Annotated in this window: 18 protein-coding genes and 1 riboswitch; of the genes, 12 read left to right on the plus strand and 6 right to left on the minus strand. The window is 75.1% G+C overall.

Translation table 11 applies throughout. The annotated features are described in order from the left end of the window. Window positions 1–154 precede the first annotated feature (154 nt). Window positions 155–315: riboswitch (cobalamin riboswitch) on the plus strand. A 93-nt stretch (window positions 316–408) separates the two neighbouring features. The 6 genes from ACZ3YO_RS32195 (at window position 409) to cpt (ending at window position 7,660) form a co-directional block, all read left to right on the plus strand. Further along, window positions 409–1,374, plus strand: coding sequence for a cobalamin biosynthesis protein (locus ACZ3YO_RS32195; RefSeq protein WP_465576434.1), 966 nt, complete (start codon window positions 409–411; stop codon window positions 1,372–1,374). Next, complete coding sequence (locus ACZ3YO_RS32200; protein ID WP_465576437.1) at window positions 1,371–2,888, plus strand: cobyric acid synthase; 1,518 nt, start codon at window positions 1,371–1,373, stop codon at window positions 2,886–2,888. Before ACZ3YO_RS32195 ends, ACZ3YO_RS32200 begins: the two co-directional genes overlap by 4 nt. Then, complete coding sequence (locus ACZ3YO_RS32205; protein WP_465576439.1) at window positions 2,881–4,983, plus strand: putative cobaltochelatase; 2,103 nt, start codon at window positions 2,881–2,883, stop codon at window positions 4,981–4,983. The genes ACZ3YO_RS32200 and ACZ3YO_RS32205 overlap by 8 nt, the downstream gene beginning before the upstream one ends. 5 nt (window positions 4,984–4,988) lie before the next feature. Further along, the gene (gene cobO / locus ACZ3YO_RS32210; RefSeq protein ID WP_465576442.1) at window positions 4,989–5,594 is read left to right on the plus strand and encodes a cob(I)yrinic acid a,c-diamide adenosyltransferase; all 606 of its coding nucleotides are present in this window, start codon (window positions 4,989–4,991) and stop codon (window positions 5,592–5,594) included. Between the two features lie 89 nt (window positions 5,595–5,683). After that, window positions 5,684–7,060, plus strand: a complete 1,377-nt coding sequence (locus tag ACZ3YO_RS32215; protein ID WP_465576446.1) for a cobyrinate a,c-diamide synthase — start codon at window positions 5,684–5,686, stop codon at window positions 7,058–7,060. A 57-nt stretch (window positions 7,061–7,117) separates the two neighbouring features. Next, window positions 7,118–7,660 carry a chloramphenicol phosphotransferase CPT gene (gene cpt / locus ACZ3YO_RS32220; RefSeq protein ID WP_465576523.1) on the plus strand — a complete coding sequence of 181 codons (543 nt, stop codon included), beginning with the start codon at window positions 7,118–7,120 and terminating at the stop codon, window positions 7,658–7,660. A 123-nt stretch (window positions 7,661–7,783) separates the two neighbouring features. Here cpt and ACZ3YO_RS32225 read toward each other — a convergent pair whose 3' ends face one another. Next, window positions 7,784–8,371, minus strand: coding sequence for a TetR/AcrR family transcriptional regulator (locus ACZ3YO_RS32225; protein WP_465576449.1), 588 nt, complete (start codon window positions 8,369–8,371; stop codon window positions 7,784–7,786). Window positions 8,372–8,478: 107 nt separating this feature from the next. On the opposite strand from ACZ3YO_RS32225, the gene ACZ3YO_RS32230 reads away from it, so the two are divergent. Together ACZ3YO_RS32230 and ACZ3YO_RS32235 are read left to right on the plus strand one after the other, a co-directional pair. Continuing rightward, window positions 8,479–9,705 carry an FAD-dependent monooxygenase gene (locus ACZ3YO_RS32230; protein ID WP_465576451.1) on the plus strand — a complete coding sequence of 409 codons (1,227 nt, stop codon included), beginning with the start codon at window positions 8,479–8,481 and terminating at the stop codon, window positions 9,703–9,705. Window positions 9,706–9,919: 214 nt separating this feature from the next. Further along, a complete protein-coding gene (locus tag ACZ3YO_RS32235) occupies window positions 9,920–11,515 on the plus strand; it encodes a D-alanyl-D-alanine carboxypeptidase/D-alanyl-D-alanine-endopeptidase (RefSeq protein WP_465576454.1) in 1,596 nt (531 codons plus the stop codon). A gap of 68 nt (window positions 11,516–11,583) precedes the next feature. Here ACZ3YO_RS32235 and ACZ3YO_RS32240 read toward each other — a convergent pair whose 3' ends face one another. Further along, complete coding sequence (locus ACZ3YO_RS32240) at window positions 11,584–12,309, minus strand: TetR/AcrR family transcriptional regulator (protein ID WP_465576457.1); 726 nt, start codon at window positions 12,307–12,309, stop codon at window positions 11,584–11,586. A gap of 119 nt (window positions 12,310–12,428) precedes the next feature. Here ACZ3YO_RS32240 and ACZ3YO_RS32245 point away from each other — a divergent pair, with 119 nt between their 5' ends. Beyond that, window positions 12,429–13,520, plus strand: a complete 1,092-nt coding sequence (locus tag ACZ3YO_RS32245) for an alpha/beta fold hydrolase (RefSeq protein ID WP_465576460.1) — start codon at window positions 12,429–12,431, stop codon at window positions 13,518–13,520. An 87-nt stretch (window positions 13,521–13,607) separates the two neighbouring features. Then, a complete protein-coding gene (locus tag ACZ3YO_RS32250; protein WP_465576462.1) occupies window positions 13,608–14,219 on the plus strand; it encodes a DUF3995 domain-containing protein in 612 nt (203 codons plus the stop codon). 17 nt (window positions 14,220–14,236) lie between these two features. On the opposite strand, the gene ACZ3YO_RS32255 is transcribed toward ACZ3YO_RS32250, so the two are convergent. The 4 genes from ACZ3YO_RS32255 to ACZ3YO_RS32270 form a co-directional block, all read right to left on the minus strand. Beyond that, on the minus strand, window positions 14,237–15,127 hold the full coding sequence (locus tag ACZ3YO_RS32255; RefSeq protein ID WP_465576465.1) for a hypothetical protein: 891 nt from the start codon (window positions 15,125–15,127) through the stop codon (window positions 14,237–14,239). 105 nt (window positions 15,128–15,232) lie between these two features. Then, window positions 15,233–16,270 carry a TolB family protein gene (locus tag ACZ3YO_RS32260; RefSeq protein WP_465576467.1) on the minus strand — a complete coding sequence of 346 codons (1,038 nt, stop codon included), beginning with the start codon at window positions 16,268–16,270 and terminating at the stop codon, window positions 15,233–15,235. Next, window positions 16,267–17,592 carry an MFS transporter gene (locus ACZ3YO_RS32265; RefSeq protein ID WP_465576470.1) on the minus strand — a complete coding sequence of 442 codons (1,326 nt, stop codon included), beginning with the start codon at window positions 17,590–17,592 and terminating at the stop codon, window positions 16,267–16,269. Before ACZ3YO_RS32265 ends, ACZ3YO_RS32260 begins: the two co-directional genes overlap by 4 nt. A 5-nt stretch (window positions 17,593–17,597) precedes the next feature. Beyond that, window positions 17,598–18,518: an alkaline phosphatase family protein gene (locus ACZ3YO_RS32270; RefSeq protein ID WP_465547885.1), complete on the minus strand. Its 921-nt coding sequence runs from the start codon at window positions 18,516–18,518 to the stop codon at window positions 17,598–17,600. Window positions 18,519–18,779: 261 nt separating this feature from the next. Between ACZ3YO_RS32270 and ACZ3YO_RS32275 the strand changes: the two genes are divergently transcribed. Together ACZ3YO_RS32275 and cobC are read left to right on the plus strand one after the other, a co-directional pair. Further along, the gene (locus ACZ3YO_RS32275) at window positions 18,780–19,985 is read left to right on the plus strand and encodes a cobalamin biosynthesis protein (protein ID WP_465576473.1); all 1,206 of its coding nucleotides are present in this window, start codon (window positions 18,780–18,782) and stop codon (window positions 19,983–19,985) included. Next, window positions 19,982–21,052 (plus strand): Rv2231c family pyridoxal phosphate-dependent protein CobC, encoded by a 1,071-nt coding sequence (gene cobC / locus ACZ3YO_RS32280; RefSeq protein ID WP_465576475.1) that lies wholly within the window; start codon window positions 19,982–19,984, stop codon window positions 21,050–21,052. The genes ACZ3YO_RS32275 and cobC overlap by 4 nt, the downstream gene beginning before the upstream one ends. The last annotated feature ends 145 nt before the right edge of the window (window positions 21,053–21,197 follow it).

A 21,197-nucleotide genomic window follows, 5' to 3' on the forward strand; every position in this document is an offset into this window, starting at 1 on the left:
TACAGGCCGCTGGACGATCGCACAGGCTGTCATGCCCCTGCGGGGGGTGGCGATCGGAGGTAGCGACGGGGACGGGAACGGGGCGGGAAACGCGGAGACCGTGTGACCAAACCCTCCGTGACCTTGGTTGACTCGCGGTTCGGCCCCGTGATGGGATCCTTCAGCCAATACGGAGGCATGCAGAGGAAGCCGGTGAGAGTCCGGCGCGGTCCCGCCACTGTCACCGGGGAGCACGTCCGGACGATGCCACGGCGGGCCGTCAGAAGCCGCTGGAAGGCCCGGGAGTGCGTTCGACCCGGAAGCCAGGAGACTCTCGCCCCCGGTACGTCGATCCAGGGCGCGGACCCTGAGTGAGGACTCGCACGCCATGCAGGCTGCCCCGCCCCTCCGAGCCCTCTGCTGTCCGCCGTGCGCCCGCTGACCCGCGCCGCCGCCTTCGCGCTGGGCGCCGTCGCGGGGTATCTCGCCGACGCCCGGTTCGCCGACCCGCGCCGCGGCCACCCGGTGGCCGTCTTCGGCAGCGCGGCCGGCCGGCTGGAGCAGCGCCTCTGGCGCGACCACCGGGCCGCCGGCGCCGCCTACACCGCGCTCTGCGTGGGCACCGTCGCCGCCGGCGCGGTGGCCGCCGAGCGCGTCGTCGGCCGCCGGCCACTGGGCCGGGCCGCGCTGGCCGCCGCCGCGACCTGGACGGTGCTCGGCGGCACCTCGCTGACCCGTGAGGCCCGGACCATCGGCCGCTCGCTGGCCGCGGGCGATCTGACGGCGGCCCGCGCGCGGCTGCCGCACCTGTGCGGGCGCGACCCGAGTGCGCTGGACGGACAGCAGATCGCCCGCGCGGTGGTCGAGTCGGTCGCCGAGAACACCGCCGACGCCGTGGTGAACGCGCTGGTCTGGGGCGCGGTCGCGGGCACGCCCGGGCTGCTGGCGTTCCGGGCCGTCAACACCCTGGACGCGATGGTCGGCCACCGTTCGCCGCGGCACGCCCGGTTCGGCTGGGCCTCGGCGCGGCTGGACGACGTGGCGGGCTGGCCGGGCGCCCGGCTGACCGCCCTGCTCACGGTGGCCGCCGCGCCCGAGCCCCGGACCGCCTGGCGGGTCTGGCGGCGGGACGGCTCCGCGCACCCGAGCCCCAACGCGGGCCAGGCCGAGTCGGCCTTCGCCGGAGCGGTGGGCGTCCGGCTCGGGGGCACCCTGCGCTACGGCGAGCGCATCGAGCACCGGCCGGTGCTGGGCGAGGAGCTGCGGCCGGTGACGGTGGACGACATCGAGCGCGCCTGCCGGCTCTCCCGTCGGGTGGGCGCGCTGGCACTGGGTACGACCGTGGCCGGGCACCTGGTGATCCGGGCTTTCACGAGAAGGAGGGGGAACGCATGAGCAACGCGCTTCTGGTCGCCGGAACGACCTCGGACGCGGGCAAGAGCGTGGTCACCGCGGGCATCTGCCGTTGGCTGGCCCGGCAGGGTGTCGCCGTGGCGCCGTTCAAGGCGCAGAACATGTCGCTGAACTCCTTCGTCACCGCCGACGGTGCCGAGATCGGCCGCGCCCAGGCGATGCAGGCCCAGGCGGCCAGGGTGGAGCCCGAGGCGGCGATGAACCCGGTGCTCCTCAAGCCGGGCGCGGACGGCCGCAGCCAGGTGGTGCTGCTCGGCCGACCGGTCGCCGAGGTGGGCGCGCTGGACTACCGCGAACGCAAGCCCGTCCTGCTGGAGCGCGCCCTGGAGTGCCTGGCCGACCTGCGCCGCCGCTACGACGTGGTGGTCTGCGAGGGCGCCGGCTCGCCCGCCGAGATCAACCTGCGGGACCGCGACATCGCCAACATGGGCCTGGCCACCGCCGCCGGGCTGCCGGTCGTGGTGGTCGGCGACATCGACCGCGGCGGCGTGTTCGCCGCGATGTACGGGACGCTGGCGCTGCTCTCGGCCGAGGACCAGCGGCACGTGGCCGGCTGGTTCGTCAACAAGTTCCGGGGCGACGCGCGGCTGCTCGCGCCCGGCCTGGAGATGCTGCGCGAGCTGACCGGCCGCCCGGTGCTGGGCACCCTGCCGATGCTGCCGGACCTCTGGCTGGACGCCGAGGACTCGCTCGACCTGTCGACCGTGGTCGACCGGACCGCCGGCCGCGGGCCGCTCGGCGCGGACGTGCTGCGGGTGGCCGTGGTGCGCTTCCCCCGGCTCTCCAACTTCACCGACCTGGACGCGCTGGCCCAGGAGCCGGGCGTCCTGGTCCGCTGGGCCACCCGGCCCGAGGAGCTGGCCGACGCCGACCTGGTCGTGCTGCCCGGCACCCGCGCCACCGTCGCCGACCTGGCCTGGCTGCGCGAGCGCGGCCTGGAGCCGGCGCTCAGGGCGCGGGCAGCGGCCGGGCTGCCGGTCCTCGGGGTCTGCGGCGGCTACCAGATGCTGGCGCGCACCATCGTGGACGAGGTCGAGTCCAAGGCCGGCGCCGTCGACGGCCTCGGGCTGCTGCCCACGCACGTCCGCTTCGGCGCCGAGAAGGTGCTCGGCCGGCCGGTCGGCGAGGCGTACGGACAGCGGGTCGAGGGGTACGAGATCCACCACGGGGTGGTGTCCGTCGAGGGCGGCACACCGTTCCTGGACGGCTGCCGGGTGGGGGCGGTCTGGGGCACGACGTGGCACGGTGCGCTGGAGAACGACGGGTTCCGGCGCGAACTGCTGCGCGAGGTGGCCGGGTTGTCGGGCCGGGCGTTCGTGCCCGCGCCGGACGTCTCGTTCGCCGAGGCGAGAGAGGCCCGGCTCGACCGGCTGGGCGACCTCATCGAGGAGCACGCGGACACCGACGCGCTGTGGAAGCTGATCGAGGGCGGGGTGCCGGCCGCGGGTTCGCTGCCGTTCCTGCCGCCCGGGGCCCCCTTGGAGAATCATGAGTGACGTCCGCTACCCCTTCACCGCCATCGTCGGCATGGCCGACCTGCGGCTCGGGCTGCTGCTCAACGCGGTCTCCCCGGCCGTCGGCGGCGTGCTGGTGCGCGGCGAGAAGGGCACCGCCAAGTCGACCATGGTGCGCGCGCTGGCCGGCCTGCTGCCGTCCATCGCCACCGTCGACGGCTGCCGCTTCGCCTGCGACCCGGCCGCACCGGACCCGCACTGCCCGGACGGCGCGCACAGCGGCCTGCCGGCGTCCGAACGCCCGGCCCGGCTGGTCGAGTTGCCGGTCGGCGTCTCCGAGGACCGGATCGTCGGCTCGCTCGACCTGGAGCGGGCGCTCGCCGAGGGCGTCAAGGCGTACGAGCCGGGGCTGCTGGCCCAGGCGCACCGCGGCGTGCTCTACATCGACGAGGTCAACCTGCTCCAGGACCACGTGGTGGACCTGCTGCTGGACGCCGCCGCGATGGGCCGCTCGTACGTCGAGCGCGAGGGCGTCTCGGTGCGGCACGCGGCGCGGTTCCTGCTGGTCGGGACGATGAACCCGGAGGAGGGTGAGCTGCGGCCGCAGCTGCTCGACCGGTTCGGCCTGACCGTCGAGATCGCCGCCACCCGGGAGCCGGCCGAGCGCGCCGAGGTGGTCCGCCGCCGGCTGGCGTACGACGCCGACCCGGCCGGGTTCGCCGCGCGGTTCGCCGAGGACGAGCGGGCACTCGCCGAGCACATCACCGTGGCACGGGAGTTGCTGCCGAAGGTTGAGCTGACTGATGTGGCGCTTCGTCAGATCACCGCTGTCTGTGCCGCGTTCGAGGTGGACGGGCTGCGCGCGGACATCGTGATGGCGCGCACCGCCGTCGCGCTGGCCGCCTGGGCCGGGCGCACGGAGGTGCTGGAGGAGGACGTCCGCAAGGCCGCCCAGCTGGCACTGCCGCACCGCCGCCGGCGCAACCCCTTCGACGCGCCCGGGCTGGACGAGGAGCAGCTGGACCGGACGCTGGAGGAGCACGCCCAGCCCGAGGAGCCGCAGCCCGAGGACCCCCAGCCCGAGGACCCGCGACCGGACGACCCGCAGCCGGAGGGCCCCGAGGACGACGGCCCCGGCCCGGACGGCGGCGGCCCCGACAACGGCGGCGGCGGCGCACCCGAGCCGGCCGGGCCCGAGGCCCCCGCGGGCGCCGACGCCCCCACCCCCGACGCACCCCAGGACGCCCCCGAGCAGCAGCCGGTACCGGCCCAGCACCCCGCCCCCGCGCGGGAGTCCGCCCCGGTGGCGGCCGGCGACCCGTACCGGACGAAGCTGTTCAAGGTGGACGGCACCGGGAAGGGCGCCCAGGGCCGCCGCTCCCCCGCCGAGACCGACGGCGGCCACACCATCCGCGCCCGCCGCCCGCAGGGCCGGCTGGCCCGGCTGCACCTGAGCGCCACCCTGCAGGCCGCCGCGCCGCACCAGGTGGCGCGCGGGCGGGCGTCCCGGGCGCTGCTGCTGCAGAAGGACGACTTCCGCGAGCAGGTCCGCCAGGGCCGGGAGTCCAACCTGGTGCTCTTCGTGGTGGACGCCTCCGGCTCGATGGCGGCCCGGCAGCGGATGACCGCCGTCAAGGGCGCCGTGCTCTCGCTGCTGATGGACGCCTACCAGCGCCGCGACAAGATCGGCATGGTCACCTTCCGCGGCGCGTCCGCCGAGCTGGCGCTGCCGCCCACCTCGTCCGTCGAGGTCGGCGCGGCCCGGCTGGAGTCGCTGCCCACCGGCGGCCGGACCCCGCTGGCGGCCGGACTGCTGCGCGCCCACGAGGTGCTGCGGGTCGAGCGGATGCGCGACCCGCACCGCCGTCCGCTGCTGGTCGTGGTGACCGACGGCCGGGCCACCGGCGCCCGGGACGCCGTCGCGCAGTCGCGGCGGGCGGCCGGACTGCTGGCCGCGCAGGGCGTGGCGAGCGTTGTGCTGGACTGTGAGTCCGGGCCGGTCCGGCTCGGTCTGGCCCGTACGCTGGCGGCGCAACTCGGCGCCTCCGCCGTGACCCTGGACGAGCTGCGCGCCGAGGGCGTGGCCTCGCTCGTCCGCGAGAACCGCTCCACCCACGCGATACGAAAGGCGGCCTGATCCCGATGCCCAAGGGTGTTCCCGAGAGCGTTCCCGAGGACGGCCTGACGACCCGTCAGCGCCGCACGCTGCCGATCACGGCCGTGCACACCGGCCCCGGCAAGGGCAAGTCCACCGCCGCGTTCGGCATGGCGCTGCGGGCCTGGAACCAGGGCTGGCCGGTCGGGGTCTTCCAGTTCGTGAAGTCCGCCAAGTGGAAGGTCGGCGAGGAGAACGCGTTGCGCGTACTCGGCGCCTCCGGCGAGGGCGGCACGGTCGACTGGCACAAGATGGGCTCCGGCTGGTCCTGGATCCAGCGCTCCAGCGAGATGGAGATGGACAGCGAGGCGGCCGCCAAGGAGGGCTGGGAGCAGGTCAAGCGCGACCTGGCCGCCGAGACCTACCGCTTCTACGTGCTGGACGAGTTCACCTACCCGATGCACTGGGGCTGGATCGACCCGGACGAGGTGGTGTCCGTGCTCAAGGACCGCCCGGGCAGCCAGCACGTCGTCATCACCGGCCGGTACGCCCCCGAGGCGCTGACCGACTTCGCCGACCTGGTCACCGAGATGGCCAAGGTCAAGCACCCCATGGACGCCGGCCGCAAGGGCCAGCGCGGTATCGAGTGGTAGCCCGTTGAGAGTGGCCTGCCGTCGAGAGTGGCAGGCCGTCGAGAGTGGCCTGCCGTTGAGAGTGGCAGCCCGTTGAGAGTGGTAGGCCGTTGAACACCATCCCCCGTCTCGTCGTCGCCGCGCCGTCCTCCGGCTCCGGCAAGACCACCGTCGCCACCGGCCTGATCGCCGCGCTCGCCGCACGCGGGCTGGCGGTCTCCCCGCACAAGGTCGGCCCGGACTACATCGACCCGGGCTACCACGCGCTGGCCGCCGGGCGGCCGGGCCGCAACCTGGACGCGTTCATGTGCGGGCCGGAGCGGGTCGCGCCGCTCTTCCTGCACGGCGCGGCCGGTGCGGACGTGGCGGTGGTCGAGGGCGTGATGGGGCTGTTCGACGGCGCGTCCGGGCGCGGCGAGCTGGCGTCCACCGCCCACGTGGCCAAGCTGCTGCGGGCACCCGTGGTGCTGGTGGTGGACGCCTCCTCGCAGTCCCGCTCGGTGGCCGCGCTGGTGCACGGCTTCGCCTCCTGGGACCCGGAGGTCCGGCTCGCCGGGGTGATCCTCAACCGGGTCGCCTCCGACCGGCACGAGCTGCTGCTCCGCGAGGCGCTGGAGGAGGGCTCCGGTGTACCCGTGCTGGGCGCGGTGCGCCGCTCGGCGGCGGTCGCCACGCCGTCCCGTCACCTCGGCCTGATCCCGGCCGTGGAACGCTCGGCGGAGGCCCTGAAGGCGGTGGCCGACATGGGCGGGCTGATCGCCGCCTCGGTGGACCTGGACGCGGTGCTGGCGCTGGCCCGGACCGCTCCCCCGCTGGACGCCGCCCCCTGGGACGCCACCGCCGAGGTCACGCCGGTCGCCGGCACGCCCCGGATCGCGGTGGCCGGCGGCGCCGCGTTCTCCTTCTCGTACGCGGAGAACGCCGAGCTGCTCACCGCGGCGGGCGCCGAGGTCGTCCCGTTCGACCCGCTGCACGCCGACGACCTGCCCGAGGGCACGGCCGGTCTGGTGATCGGCGGCGGCTTCCCCGAGCTGTACGTCCGGGAGCTGAGCGCGAACTCCCAACTGCGCACAGCGATCGCCGCGTTCGCCGCCTCGGGTGCGCCGATCGCCGCCGAGTGCGCCGGACTGCTCTACCTCGGGCGGGAGTTGGACGGCCTGCCGATGTGCGGCGTGCTGGACACGGCGGCCCGGATGACCGAACGGCTGACCCTCGGCTACCGGGAGGCCGTCGCACTCCACGACTCGCCGCTGGCACCGGCCGGCACCCGGGTACGCGGGCACGAGTTCCACCGCACGGTCTGCGAGCCCGCGGCGGGCGAACGGCCGGCCTGGGGCTGGCGGCTGCCGACCGGTCCGCGCACCGAGGGCTTCGCCGGCGGCACCCCCGACAACGTTCACGCTTCGTATCTGCACCTGCACTGGGCAGGATCACCGCAGCTCGCCGCCTCCTTCGCGGCCGCCGCGGCCGCGCACCGGGCGGGCTGAGCGGGAGGTCGTCGGTCCAGGCCGTCGGTCTAGGGTGGCGGGATGAGCGCTGCACAGGTGATCGTCCTCAACGGAGGCTCCAGCTCGGGGAAATCGAGCATCGCCCGCCACCTCCAGGAGCTGCTGCCCGACCCGTGGCTGACCCTCGGGGCCGACACCCTGGTCGACGCGCTGCCCGCCGCGCTGCGCGACGGGCAGGACGGCGACGGCCAGGGCATCGGCGGGCTGGACGACGGCGACGGCACGGTGACCGTCGGGCCCGCCTTCGCCGCACTGGACGAGGCCTGGACCGTCGGCGTCGCGGCGATGGCCCGGGCCGGCGCCCGGATCATCGTCGACGAGGTCTTCCTCGGCACCACCGCCTCGCAGCAGCGCTGGAGCCGGGCCCTGGACGGCCTGGACGTGCTCTGGGTCGGTGTGCACTGCGCGCCCGAGGTCGCCGCCGCCCGGGAACGGGCCCGGGGCGACCGCGCCACCGGCATGGCCGCCGCCCAGGCCGAGGCCGTGCACCGGGGCGTCGTCTACGACCTGGAGGTGGACACCTCCCGCACCGACGCGGCGGCCTGCGCCCGACTCGTCGCGAAGCGGGCCATCCGCTGAAACGCGGCCCGCCGGCGCCACGGTCGACTGGGTGCCCGAGCCGTTCCAATGAAGCGGTCAGGCCAACTCGGTGAACTTCCCGGTCCGGCACGAGCCGGTGGTGACGGTGGCGGCGTAGTCGCCCTACGGCTCCCGGTCGAGCAGCGCGGCGAGGTAGCCCGCCACGTCCTCGTGCAGCTCGGCCCGTTCCGGCATGCGGCCATGGCCGCTGCCTGCCGTCACGTTGATCAGCACGCCCTCGCACCAGCGGACCAGCCGGCGGGCGTCCGCGTCCGGCGCGCGGGAGCCGCAGCCCTCCAGCGCGGAGACCGCGAAGTCGAGAAAGCCCGCACCCAACCGGTCGTAGACGGCGCGTAGTTCGGGGCGGCGGGTGGCCTCCAGGGCCAGTTCGAAGCGGGCCACGGTGAGCGCGCGGCCGGCCGTCAGCGCCTGGTGCACGGCATCGGCGGCGACCTGGGCGAGCAGGTCGCGCGGCCCGGCCCCGGGGGTGGCCGGCCCTGCCGCCGCGAGGACGCCCGGCGACTCCAGCTCCGCGATCCGGGTCAGCGCCAGCTCCAGCAGGGCGGCCCTGGTCCGGGCGAGGTTGGAGGTCGAGCCGGCGGGCAGTCCGGCCGCCTCGTCCACCGCGCGGTGGGTCAGCCCGCGCAGGCCGCGCTCGGCGATCAGGGCAATGGCGGTGTCGGCGATCAGCGTCGGACGCGGGGGTGTCATGGGTCCGATTTTCGCGGGTCCCGGGAGAAGCACCCAACTCACACTACAGATGTAGTACGGTGCTCTCGATACCGAAACTACAGGTGTAGTTCGAGAGGGGAGCCCAAATGGACCAGGCAGAGCCACAAGCCGTCGTCATCGGTGGCGGCATCGGCGGACTGGCCGCCGCCGTCGCCCTCCACCACCAGGGCGTCACCGTCGCCGTCCACGAGCGCGCCGCCTCGCTCGAACCCGTCGGCGCCGGCCTCGCCCTGGCCCCCAACGCGCTCCGCGCCCTCGACCGGCTCGGCGTCGGCGACCGGCTGCGCGCCCTCGCGTCCCCGCATCCCGCCGTCGGCCTTCGCCGCCCCTCCGGCCGCTGGCTCGCCCGCACCGGCACCGACGCGGTCGAGGCGTTCTTCGGCGACAAGGTGATCGCCGTCCCGCGCGCCGCCGTCGTCGACGCCCTGGTCGACGCCCTCCCGGCCGGGAGCATCCACACCGGCTCCCCCGCCGAACTGGCCGACCCGGGCGACGCCGACCGGTTGGCCGTGGTCCGCACCCGAGCGGGCGAGCGACCCGCCGAGCTGGTGGTCGCCGCCGACGGCATTCGTTCGGCGAGCCGCGCGCTGCTCTTCCCGCACCACCCCGGCCCGCGCTACTCCGGCTTCACCACCTGGCGCACCATCGTCACCGAGCCGCCGCGCGCCCCGTTCGCCGCCGGCGAGATCTGGGGGCGCGGCCGGCTGGTCGGCATCGTCCCGCTCGCCGACGGCCGGGTGTACGTGTACGGTGCCGCCCTCGCCCCCGCCGGGGCCCGCGCGGCGGACGGCGACGAGCGGGCCGAACTGCTGCGGCTGTACGGCGACTGGTGCGCGCCCGTGCCGGAGCTGCTGGCCTCGGCCGACCCCGCCGAGGTGCTGCGCCACGACGTCTGGGAGATCGCCGACCCGCTGCCCGCCCACCACCGCGGCCGGGTCGCCCTGCTCGGCGACGCCGCCCACGCCATGTGCCCGTTCCAGGGCCAGGGCGCCTGCCAGGCCATCGAGGACGCGGTCGTCCTCGCCGCCGGCATCGCCCCCGGCACCGACCCGGCCGCCACCCTCCCCGCCTACACCGCCGCCCGCCTCCCCCGCGCCACGTCGGTCGTCGCCGGCTCCCGCCGCATCGGCGCCCTGGTCGCCCGCCGCTCCCCGCTCGCCGTCCTGCTCCGCGACGCCGCCCTCACCCTCGGCGGCCTCCTCCCCGACCGCGTCCTGCTCGGCCGCGCCGGCGCGACCTACGACTGGCACCCCCCGGCCCCCACCGGCAGGCACCAGCCGGAGCCCGGCAGCAGCGGCCGGTCGTCCCGCTGACCTCGGACACCGTCGACCTGACCGGGCTCGCGCGATTCGTGACCCGCCGTCGGCTTCCCTCGTTCCGCTCGCCCTCGCAGGAGATCGCATTCACGGGGCATGCGGGTGAACGGCCGGGTGGGGCGGTTCGGCGGGCAGGTTCCGCGCGGTATCCCTGCTCGGGCTGAGTAGCCGTCAGGGTGGCCGGCGTGCGGCCCGGAACACAGGTGGGTTCATGAGAGCGTTTTCTCGAAGTCGGCGTGCCGTGGCCGCCGCCGTCACGACGGTGGCGGCCATGGTCGTGACGGTCGGCCCGGCGGGCGCGGCGCCCGTCCAGGACTACGGCGGGCTCAGCCCCGACATCTTGGCGATCATGCACAAGCCCGCCTACGAACACGCGCAGTGGGGCCTACTGGAGATCGACGACACGACCGGCGAGGTCATCCACTCCCAGTACCCGAACCAGTTCTTCATCCCCGGTTCGACGGCCAAACTGGTCAGCGTGTCGGGCACCTGGCACACGCTCGGCGGCGACCACCGGTTCACCACCCCCGTCCAGGCCATCGGCAACCGGTCCGGGTCGGTGCTGGACGGGTCGCTGGCCCTGGTCGCACAGGGCGACCTCACCATGGGCGGCCGGACGAAGCCGGACGGCTCGGTCGACTTCACCCCGATCGACCACACCTACGCCGACGACGTCCCCGGCGCGACGCTCACCCCCGAGGACCCGCTCGCCGGCCTCGACTCGATCGCCCAGCAGGTGCGCGCGTCCGGCATCACCGAGGTGCACGGGGACGTCGCGATCGACCCCCGGCTCTTCGCCCCCGACCCCGGGCTGGACCCCACCCCGACCCCGCTGATCGTCAACGACAACCTGATCGACCTGCTGTCCACCGCCACCACCCCCGGACAGCCCGCCCAGCTCAGCTGGCGGCCGCAGGTCGCGCCGTACCAGGTGGAGTCGACCGTGCGGACGGTCGAGGCCGGCGGCACCACCGACATCGCGTTCTCCACCTCGCCGGACGGCACGCACATCACCCTGTCCGGCACCATCGCGGCCGACGCGCCGCCGACCCTGCGGGTCTCCCACGTGCTGGACCCGAACGCCTTCGGCCGCACCGCTCTGATCGAGGCGCTCGCCCGCGCCGGCGTCACCGTCACCGCCCCGCCCACCGGCCCCAACCCGACGGGCCTGCTGCCCGACTCGTACGACGGCACCCAACGCGTCGCCGCGTACGTCTCCCCGGTCTACGAGCAGTACGCCCGGCTGATCCTCAAGGTCAGCCACAACCTCGGCGCCAACCTCGGCATCTGCCTGATGGCCGTCACCACCGGCAGCCACCAGTGCGCGGACGGCTTCCCCGTCCTCAGGGACTTCCTGACCGGCGCCGGGATCGACCCGACCAAGGTGCAGCTGCTGGACGGCCGCGGCGGCAACCCCGTCGACCGGGTCACCCCTGACGTGGAGAACGAGATCCTGCACTACTGGCAGGGCACCGCCGACGCCGACCGGTTCCGGGAGGCGCTGCCGATCCTCGGCGTGGACGGCTCACTCGCCAGTGCCTGCGACGGCTGTCCGACCTGCCCGGGCAAGGGCAAGGTGTGGGCCAAGCCCGGCTCCGTCATCGGCTACGACGCGGTCAACGACCGGCTCGCCGTCGGCGGCGAGACCCTCGGCGGTTACCTCGCCGCGGGCCACGGCCGACTGCACACCTTCTACCTGGCCGTGAACGGCGCCTCCACCCCGAACATCAACACCTTCTTCGACGTCGTCAACGACCTGAACCGGATCGCCGGCCTCCTCCAGGAGCAGGCGGAGGCGCGGTCCTGACAGCGCACCACAGGATGGCGAGGGCCCCGGCTGCCAGGCAGCCGGGGCCCTCGCCGGTCCGCAGGGGTTCAGCCCCGATCGGCCAGGGGGGTGACCCCGTCGAGGATGCGCTCCAGGCCGAAGTCGAGCGGGTCGCCGCCCTGCGGGGCGAAGGCTCCGGCGGCGATCGCCGCGGTGAGTGCGGGGAACCGGTCTCCGTGGCGCTCCAGCACCTCGCCGGCGAGCCGGTTCCACTCCTCACCGCCTTCCTCGTCCGCGTCGACGAGCTGCTGGGCGAGGCTGCGGATGTGGCCGATGATCAGCAGCACGGTGTCGTGCTGCTGCGCCGCGGAGAGCCCGGTCGGGGCCAGGGCTGCCAGGGCCGAGTCCATCCAGGCGAGCTGGTTGGGACCCATGAGCTGGCGGCGCATGGCGGTGGCGGCCAGGATCCAGGTGTGGCGGCGGTACAGCGCCCAGCACTGGCGGGCCCACTCGGTCAGCCGGGGGCGCCAGCCGTCCTGGCGGCCGATGGACCCGGGGGGCGCGCCGAGGGCGGAGTCGACCATCAGGTCGACCAGTTCGGCCTTGCCGGGGAAGTACCGGTACAGCGCCATGGTGGTGACGCCGAGCTCGGTGGCGACCCGCTGCATGGAGACGGCGTCCAGGCCCTCCGCGTCGGCGACCTCGATGGCGCCGGCGACGATGCGCTCGGCGGTCAGTGAGGGCTTCGGACCGCGGCGGGGCTGGTCCTGCTCCCCCCACAGCAGCGCCAGGCTCGCCTTCGGGTCGCGCTTCTTCTCCCGGCTTCCGGCCATACGCGTCAGCTCCCTTGTGGTTCTCGTGCTGGTTCCGGCGGGCGATTGACGCCCTCTCAGAACTGTGTATAACATACACTCAATTGCGTATCCGATACACAGTTCAAGGGAGTCACCCCATGCTCGGCACCGTTCTCCTCGCCTCCGCCGTCGCCTCCGCCGTCGCCGCCCCCGTAGCCGCAGCCCTCGGCCACCGCCGGATCAAGCAGGCTGCAGGCGCCCGGCTGATGCGGATCGACACGCCGAACGGCATCGACGAGCAGGGCTTCGTCCGCATCGGCGGGATCGAGCAGTGGATCTCGATCCGCGGCGAGGACCGCACCAACCCGGTGATGCTGGAGATCCACGGCGGGCCCGGCGCCTCCAACGCGATCTACGGGCCGCGCACCCGGGCCTGGGAGAAGCACTTCACGATCGTCCGCTGGGACATGCGCGGCGCCGGCAAGACCCTCGGCCGCGGCGGCGCCGAAGGCCAGGGCGAGCTGAGCTTCACCCGGATGTACGAGGACGCCGTCGAGGTCACCGACCACGCACGTGCCCGGCTCGGCGTCGAGCAGGTCCTCCTCGTCGCCAACTCCTTCGGCAGCACCTTCGGACTGCGCCTGGCCCGCCAGTACCCCGACCGCTACAGCGCCTACGTCGGCACCGACCAGAAGATCCACGACGCCGGCCGCGACACCGGCGACCACCTGGCCCTGCTGGCCCGGCTGCACGCCGCCGGCAAGCGCAAGGAGCTCGCCGCCGTCGAGGAGATCGGCCCCGACCTGCGGACCCGGACCGCCGAGCAGCACGGCGCCTACGCCAAGATCGTCGCCACCACCGACCCGCTGACCTTCTCCACCATGAAGTCCGTGGTCATGAAGTCGCTCTGGTTCTCCCCGCTGCACTCGCTGAGCGAGCTGAGCACCCTCGGCAAGGGCATGAAGCTCTCCGAGCGGGTCCTCCCCGCCACCGCCGGCTTCGACGACCGCGCCGACGGCACCCGCTTCGACCTGCCGTTCTTCGTCTTCCAGGGCGACCGGGACGTCCTCACCCCGACCGACCGCGCGAAGCGCTTCTTCGACGACGTCCAGGCCCCGGTCAAGGAGTTCGCCCTCATCGAGGACGCGAGCCACTTCGCGTCCTTCCAGCACCCCGACCGGTTCCTGGAGCTGATGCTGGCCAAGGTCCGGCCCGTCGTCACCGGCGGCTTCCACACCGCCGGCCGGTGAACGCCGGCGTGGGGGTAGCTCCTCGGGGGGAGGCGCTCCTCCGTGCAGACGACGTGCCGCCGGCTCCGGTCCGGCACCGTGGAGCCCATGCAGATCGAAACCTCTCCCGGTGCCGCCACCGTCCGCCCGGTGCCGCGCCCGGCGCCGCGCCCGGGCCGGTGGCCGGGGTACGCGGTGGCGGTGTGGGGCGTCCTGTTCGCGGTCCCCAGCTTCGTCTGGGCACTGGGCGGCACGGTCGGCGCGGAGTCGACGGTGGCGCCGGAGCTGGTGCAGCTCGCCCGCGACGGGGTGCCGTGGTTCCTGGCCGTCCTGTGGGCGACCGGGTTCCTCAAGCTCTTCGGGGCGGTGGTCGGCATCGGCCTGGTCAGGGCGTGCGGCCTGCGGACCGGCCGGTTCCTGGTGTTCTGCGGCGGCGGTGCGACCGTCCTGCTGGTCTGGCACGGCTGTCTCTTCGTCGCGCACGGGCTGCTGGTCGAGGCCGGGGCCGTCTCCTTCGATCCCGCTCTGCTCCGGCTGAGCCACTGGTACCTCTACCTGTGGGGACCGTGGTTCGTCGCCGGCGGGCTGGCGTTCGCCACCGCCACCGTGCGCCACGTCCGTGCGGACGACGACCGGCGCGGCCTGCGGCTGCTCGGTGCGGCGGGCGCGCTCGGCGCGCTGGTCCTGTCGTTGGCGATGACCGTCGCCGGGGTCGGCTGAGGAGCGGGGCCGCGGGGTCAGCCGGTGGCGCGGACGTAGATGTCGGCCGCGCCGGGGAGTCCTCCGGGGTCGGCGGCGACGTAGATCCGCCGGCCCGGGCCGAGGCGCGCGGGTGCCGGCTCGGGGGTGGGCGTGGGGGCGGGCGTCGTCGTGGCGGTGGGCGTGGGGGGCACGGCCGGCGCGGGATCGACGGGCACGGGATCGGCGGGGGTGGGCTGCGGCTCCTCGGCCGGGAGGGCGGCGGGAGCGGGTTCCCTGGCGTCGTCCGCCGGGCACGGCGAGGCGACCGGTTCGGCCGGCAGGTCCGGCTCGGTCTCCGCAGGCGTCGCGTCAGGCGTCACGTCGCGCGCGGGCGTCACCGTGCCGGTGGCCGTGGGGGTGGGAGTGGCCGTGGCCGTCGGGCCGGGCGTGGGCGGCGTGGTCGGGCCGGGGACGGCGGTCACCGCCCCGGGCAGCTCCGGTGCCTCGGCCGGCTCGTCGCCGCCGAGGGCGGCCGCCAGGTCGGACGGCAGCGGTGCACTCGGGCCCGGCACCGGCAGGTCGTAGGTGCGCAGGAAGTCGCCCAGCCCGACGTCCTGGCCGCCGGCCAGCCGGTAGTGCAGGTACGCGACGGGCGCGCCGTCGGCCGTCCGCGTGTACACCGCGCCCACGGGCACGTAGTACCGCCCCGCGCCCGGGTGCTGGGAGGGGTGGAGACCGGCCAGCAGCTCGGCGCGGTCGCGGTCGGTCTCGATGACGCCCCGGCCCAGCGAGAGCGCGTTGATGCCGCGGACCGCCAGGGCCGCCGTGACCGCCACGAAGAGCACCAGGCCCATCGCGACCGTCCGTCGCAGCACCGGCCGGCCGTGCAGCGCCGGCCAGGAGTCGCTCACCATCCGTTCCGGCGCGGCGCGCCCTGCTTCCTTCACCGCTCCCCAGCTCCCCCGCCTCGCACCGCTCGGGCCACGCGCGCCACTCGCACTGCCCGACGTGGACCCTACGCTCGTGGGTCCGGGAGCTGCCAACCGCCCCTGTCAGCCCGGATAGGCCGGGGCCACGGCCGCCTCCATCGTCCGCCGCGCCGAGCCGCTGCCGTCCGCGGGGACGCTCCACAGGTCGGCGCCGAAGTCGCCGGGGAGGGCGTAGAGCAGGGTGGAGCCGTCGGTCCAGACCGCCTGGTCGTCGATGTTGCGCTGCTCGGCGGTGGCGGTCTCGGTCATGGTGGCCAGGTCGAGCACGTAGAGCCGCCAGGGCGCGTCCGCGGGCAGGCCGGGGACGCGTTTCTTGTAGGCGATCCGGGTGCCGTCCGGGGAGAGCGAGGGGCACTCGACGTTCTGGTGGAGGGTGGTGAGGGTGCGGGCGGCGAGGTCGCCGCGGACGAGGTAGGTCTGGCCGCCGGTGGCCGCGGTGGCGTAGAAGGTGTCGTCGTCGGCGAAGGTCACGCCCCAGATGTTGACGTCGGGCGCCCGGTCCGGCTTGCCGTCCTTGATCAGGTCGAAGGCCTCCAGGTTCTCCCGGAGGTTGCCGTCGCGGACGTCGACGATCGAGGTGCGGGTGGAGAAGTCGGTGCCGGCGTAGGAGTCGCCGCTGACGAAGACCGTCCAGGCGGCGAGGTGGCCGGAGGGCGAGACCCGGGAGCGGGTGGGGATGCCGGCGGCCGGGAAGGACCGCAGCTCACGCAGGTGGTCGTCGAGGACGACGGCACGGTAGGTGTCCTGCAGCGCGCCGCGCTCGGCCTGGAGGCAGATGCCGGTGCCGCCCGCCGTGTAGAAGCGCAGGCACTGGACGCCGGAGGAGGTGCGCGGGCCGTCCGGGTGGTCGGCGGGGACGGTGGCGAGCTCGTCGCGGTGCGGGCCCCAGGCCATGTTGCGGAACACCAGCTGCCGCCGGCCGGACGGCTTCCCCAGCGAGGCCGGCCCGGGGGTGACCACCGGGCCGCCGGGCTGCACCTGGTCCTTGCGGGCCGACTGGCCGGACGCGTGGAGCACGGCTCCGGTGCCGACCGAGCCGAGCAGCAGCACGGCGACCAGCAGGATCAGCACCCTGGTACGGCTTTGGAGCGGTGGGGTCACGAGGGCACCTCGGAGTCGGTGGCGGGGACGTCGTGGGAGTCCCGGAGCACGAAGGCGGCCCCGAGGACGCAGCCGGCCAGCGCGGCCGCCGACCAGGCCAGTGCGGCGCTGCCGCCGACCGCGCTCCACAGCGCGCCGAACACCAGCGAGCAGGCGAACCGGGCCAGCGCCTGCCCGGCGCCGACCAGTGCCAGCCCGGCGCCGCGCTGCGCGGCAGGGACGGCGTCGGCGGCCGCGGCGGCCAGCACGCCGTCGGTCGCGGCGTAGAAGGCACCGTGCAGGACGAGGACGCAGACCACCACGGGCAGCCCGCGCAGCGGCGAGAGCAGCATCCCGTACGCCAGCAGCAGGAGGCCGTGGCCGGCCAGGAAGAGCCGGCGGCGGCCGATCCGGTCGGCCAGCGCGCCGAGCGGGACGGCCAGCAGCAGGAAGGCCGCGGCGGTGCCGAGCGGCAGCAGCGGGAAGAGGTCGACGGCGAGGCCGAGCCGGCGCTGCACGAGCAGGTAGAGGAAGGAGTCGCTGACGGTCGTCAGGCCGAGCAGCACCGCGCACAGGGCCAGCCGGCGCAGGCCGGGCAGGCGCAGCAGGGCGAGGCCGTCGCGCAGGCCGGGAGCCGGAGCCGGCCCGTCGTCGGCCGGCGCCGGGCGGCCCGGGACGAAGAGCAGCAGTACCAGCACACCGAGCAGGGCGACGCAGGCGCTGACCGTGAAGACCGCGTTGTAGCCGTGCCGTTCGCCGCCGTCGGCGAGCATCGGCCCGCCGGCCAGGCGGAGCACCAGGAAGGCGGTGAGCGGTCCGAGCAGCGCGCCCGCCGTGTCCATCGCCCGGTGGACACCGAACGCCCGCCCCCGGTGGGCGGGTTCGGTGGCGAGCGAGATCATCGCGTCCCGGGGCGCGGTGCGCAGCCCCTTGCCCGTGCGGTCGACGGCGAGCACCGCACCGATCAGCGGCACGGTGTGGACGAGCAGCAGCAGCGGCTTGCAGAGCGCCGACAGCCCGTACCCGGCCGCCGCGACCGCCTTGTGCCGGGGCGCGCCGTCGGCGCCGCGCCGGTCGGCGAGGTGGCCGCCGGCCAGGCGGACCAACGCGCTGAACCCGTTCTGGATGCCGTCCAGCAGCCCGAAGCCGAGCGGGGAGAGGCCGAGCCCGGTGAGCAGGTAGAGCGGCAGCACCGCGCTGACCATCTCCGAGGAGACGTCGGTCACCAGGCTGACGGTGCCCAGGGCCAGCACGGTTCCGGGCACGGCGGCGGCCGCCCGCCGCCCCGGCCGGGGGGCCGGGGCGACGGGGGCCTTGGAGCTGCGGGATTCCGCGACGTACACGGGCGTCAGTTCCAGATGCCGGTGATGGTGGCGGCGGAGGCGGCGTTGCCCGCGTGGGTGGTCAGCCCGGCGAGGTCCTCCAGCGTGCGCAGCACGTTGTAGTGGTTGTAGGTGGTGGCGGTGGTGGCGCCGGGAGTGACGTGCGCGCCGTAGAAGACGGTGGGGATGCGGTTGCCGGAGAGCCTGTTGTCCTCGTCGAAGGTGACGACGAGGATGCTGTTGTTGTTCTTGGCCCAGGCCGCGTACGCGCCGAGCTTGTTCTGGATCCAGGTGTCGCCGGTGGAGACCGAGCAGTCGTGCATGTCGTTGCAGAGGTCGGGCACGACGAAGGAGACCTTCGGCAGGGTGCTGTAGTCGGTCGGGAACTGCGTGAAGGTGTACGCGGTGTTGGTCGGTACGTTGCTGAAGCCGAACCACGGGTTGTGCTTCTGCGCGTACTTGCCGCTGCTGCAGGTGGTCGAACCCTGGCTCGGCAGGCCCTCGTTGTAGCTGCCCCAGGTCTTGCCGGCGGCGATCAGCTCGGAGCCCAGGTTGGGCTTGTTGATCGAACCGACCGGCACGCAGCTGTCGTCCGTGCGGCCCTGGTTGGAGCCGGAGAACAGCTGGTAGTAGTTGGGCTCGCTCGGGTGGGTGATCCCGAACGACTGGGTGAGGGTGGCGCCGCCGGCCTTCAGGGTGTTGTTGATGTACGGCGCGCCGGAGCTGCCGATGATCTGCGAGTAGGCGTGGTTCTCCAGCACGACGACGACCACGTGGTCGGGCGTGGGGAGGGTCGCCGCCTGCGCGCTGGAGCCGGTGGCCGCCCAGAGTCCGAGCGAGCCGGCGACCAGGCCGAGGCCGGCCGTCAGGGCGGTGAGGGTGCGGCGGGGACGGGTGCCGCCGGTGCGGGCGTCGCTGTCACTGGTGCGGGTTCGTGCGAAGGGCATGGTGTCCTCCGTTGAGTCGGGAACTGCCGTCGGGAACTGCCGGGTCTGGAGCGCCGAGAACAGTAGGAGCGCGGCGGTGGCGGTCACGGCACAAGGAAGGTGAAGAACAGGCGAACAGCCGCCGCGCGGGGGCGGCGGAGGTCACAGGCGCCCCGATTGACCCGTTCGTCGCGACCGTGGTGGGATCTCGTGGGCCGGCGAACGGCTGTCGAGCGGCTGTTCAGCGGCTCATGGGCGGCTACCGGGTGAAGGGAACGCGACGTGATCGGGCTGCTGGCCCTCGGCGAGGCGGGTCGCCCGCTCGCCGACGCGGTGCACCGGCTCTGGCCGGACAGCCTGGTCCTCCGGGCGGAGGACGACGGCGAGGGCGCGGACGAGCTCCTGGAGACCGCGCTGCGCGGCTGCCGGCAGCTGGTCTGTTTCGCGCCCGTCGGTGCGACCGTACGAATGCTGCTCCGCCGCCCGCCCATCGGCCGTCCCCTGCCCGGCGTGGTCTGTGTCGACCCGGAGCGGCGCTTCGCCGTGTCGCTGACCGGGGCCGCCGGGGGCGCGGACGACCTGGCCGGCGAGGTGTCGGCCCTCCTCGACACCTGCCCGGTGATCACCAGCGGCCGGGCCCGCGCCCCGCGCACCCCCGCCCGCCCGGCCGGCGTCGGGCACGACGCCACCGTGGGGCGCCACGAGCTCCCTGGGTGGGACCTCCCCGGGTGGGACGAGGACGTCCTGGTCTGCCCCCCGCCGCCGACCCGCCCCCCGGGACCGCGCGCGGGCGGCCTGGTCGTCGGGGTCGGCCTGCGCGAGGCCGCCGCGGCGCCCGAGGTGACCCGGCTGATCCGCCGCACGCTGCGGGAGGCCGGGCTGCCGGCCTCCGCCGTCGCCCGGCTCTCGACCCTGACCGGCAAGGGCGGTCACCCCGCCGTCCGCCGGGCCGCCGCCCTGCTGGGCCTCCCGGTGGACGAGCACACGGCCGAGGAACTGTCGGCCGTCGCGGTGCCCAACCCGTCGGCGTCCGTCGGCGAGGCGGTCGGCACCATGAGCGTGGCGGAGGCGGCCGCGCTGGCGAGCGCACCGGGCGGCGAACTCGTCGTCCCCAAGCGGAAGTCGTCCACGGCGACGGTGGCGGTCGCCCGCGCGGCCGTACGCGGCCGGCTCGCGGTGATCGGCCTCGGCCCCGGGGAGCGCGACCTGATCGTCCCGCGCGCCGAGGCGGAGCTGCGGCGGGCGTCGGTGGTGGTCGGCGTGCCGGGCGCGTTGGCGGTCGCCGCCGGGCTGCTGCGGCCGGCCGCCCGGCGGCTCACCGCCGAGGACTGCCTCCGGGCCGCCGTCGAACTCGCCTCCCACCGGGAGGCCGTCGCCCTGGTCGCGCTCGGGGACGGGCTCGCCTACGCACCACCCCCCTCCGACCGCTACGCACTCGTGCGGATCCCCGGGCTGCCCCTTCCCCATGCCGATGGAGACCACTCGTGACCGCCCCCGACCCCGACCTCCGCCACCACGGTGACGCGGAGGTGCGCGACGACGGGGCCGGCCTGGTCGACCTCGCCGTCAACGTCCGGACCGGCACGCCCCCGCAGTGGCTGCGCGAGCACCTCGCGGCGACGCTCGGCGACCTCGCGGCATACCCCGAGGGGACGGCCGCCCGCGCCGCCGTCGCCGCCCGGCACGGTCGGCCGGTGGAGGAGGTGCTGCTCACCTCGGGGGCGGCGGAGGCGTTCGTCCTGCTGGCCCGCGTACTGACGCCACGTCACATCGTCGTCGTGCACCCGCAGTTCACCGAGCCGGAGGCCGCGCTGCGGGACGCCGGGCACGCCGTGGACCGGGTGCTGCTCACACCATCGGACGGCTTCCGGCTGGGCGCGGTGCCGGCGGAGGCCGACCTCGTCGTCCTCGGCAACCCCACCAACCCGACCTCCGTCCTGCACCCGGCCGCCGCCGTCGCCGCCCTCGCCCGCCCCGGCCGCACGCTGGTGATCGACGAGGCCTTCATGGACACCGTGCCCGGCGAGACCGAATCCCTCGCCGCCGTACGGGGCCTGCCCGGCCGGGTGGTCGTCCTGCGCAGCCTCACCAAGACCTGGGGCCTGGCCGGCCTGCGCATCGGCTACGCCCTCGGCCCGGCACCGCTCATCGCCGCCCTCGGCGCCGCCCAGCCGCTCTGGCCGGTCTCCACCCCGGCGCTGGCCGCCGCCGAGGCGTGCAGCACGCCCGAGGCCCTGGCCGAGGCCGAGCAGGCCGCCCAGGACCTCGCGCTCTGCCGCGACCACCTGCTGAAAGGCCTCGCCGCCTTCCCGTCCGTCCGGGTGCACGGCGAGCCGGCCGCCTCGTTCGTCCTGATCGAACTGCCGGGCGCCGCCGCCGTCCGCGAGCGCCTGCGTGAGCACGGCTTCGCCGTCCGCCGGGGCGACACCTTCCCCGGCCTCGGGCCCGACTGGCTGCGGATCGCCGTCCGGGACGCGACGACGACGGACCGCTTCCTGGCCGCACTCGACGCGGTGTCGGGTGCCGGTGCGCGTACGCCCGGGCCCCACGCCTGACCCGAGCCCCGACCCCTGACCCGAGCCCCGACGCCGAGCGCGCCGACTTCAGTCCTGGGACAGGACCGGGACAACTCACGCACCAGCCGGTGATCAACCCGGCCCTAGCGTGGAGGCAGACAGCGATCCCCCCTCGACAGACGGA

This window comes from Kitasatospora sp. NPDC022785 (assembly GCF_055561295.1).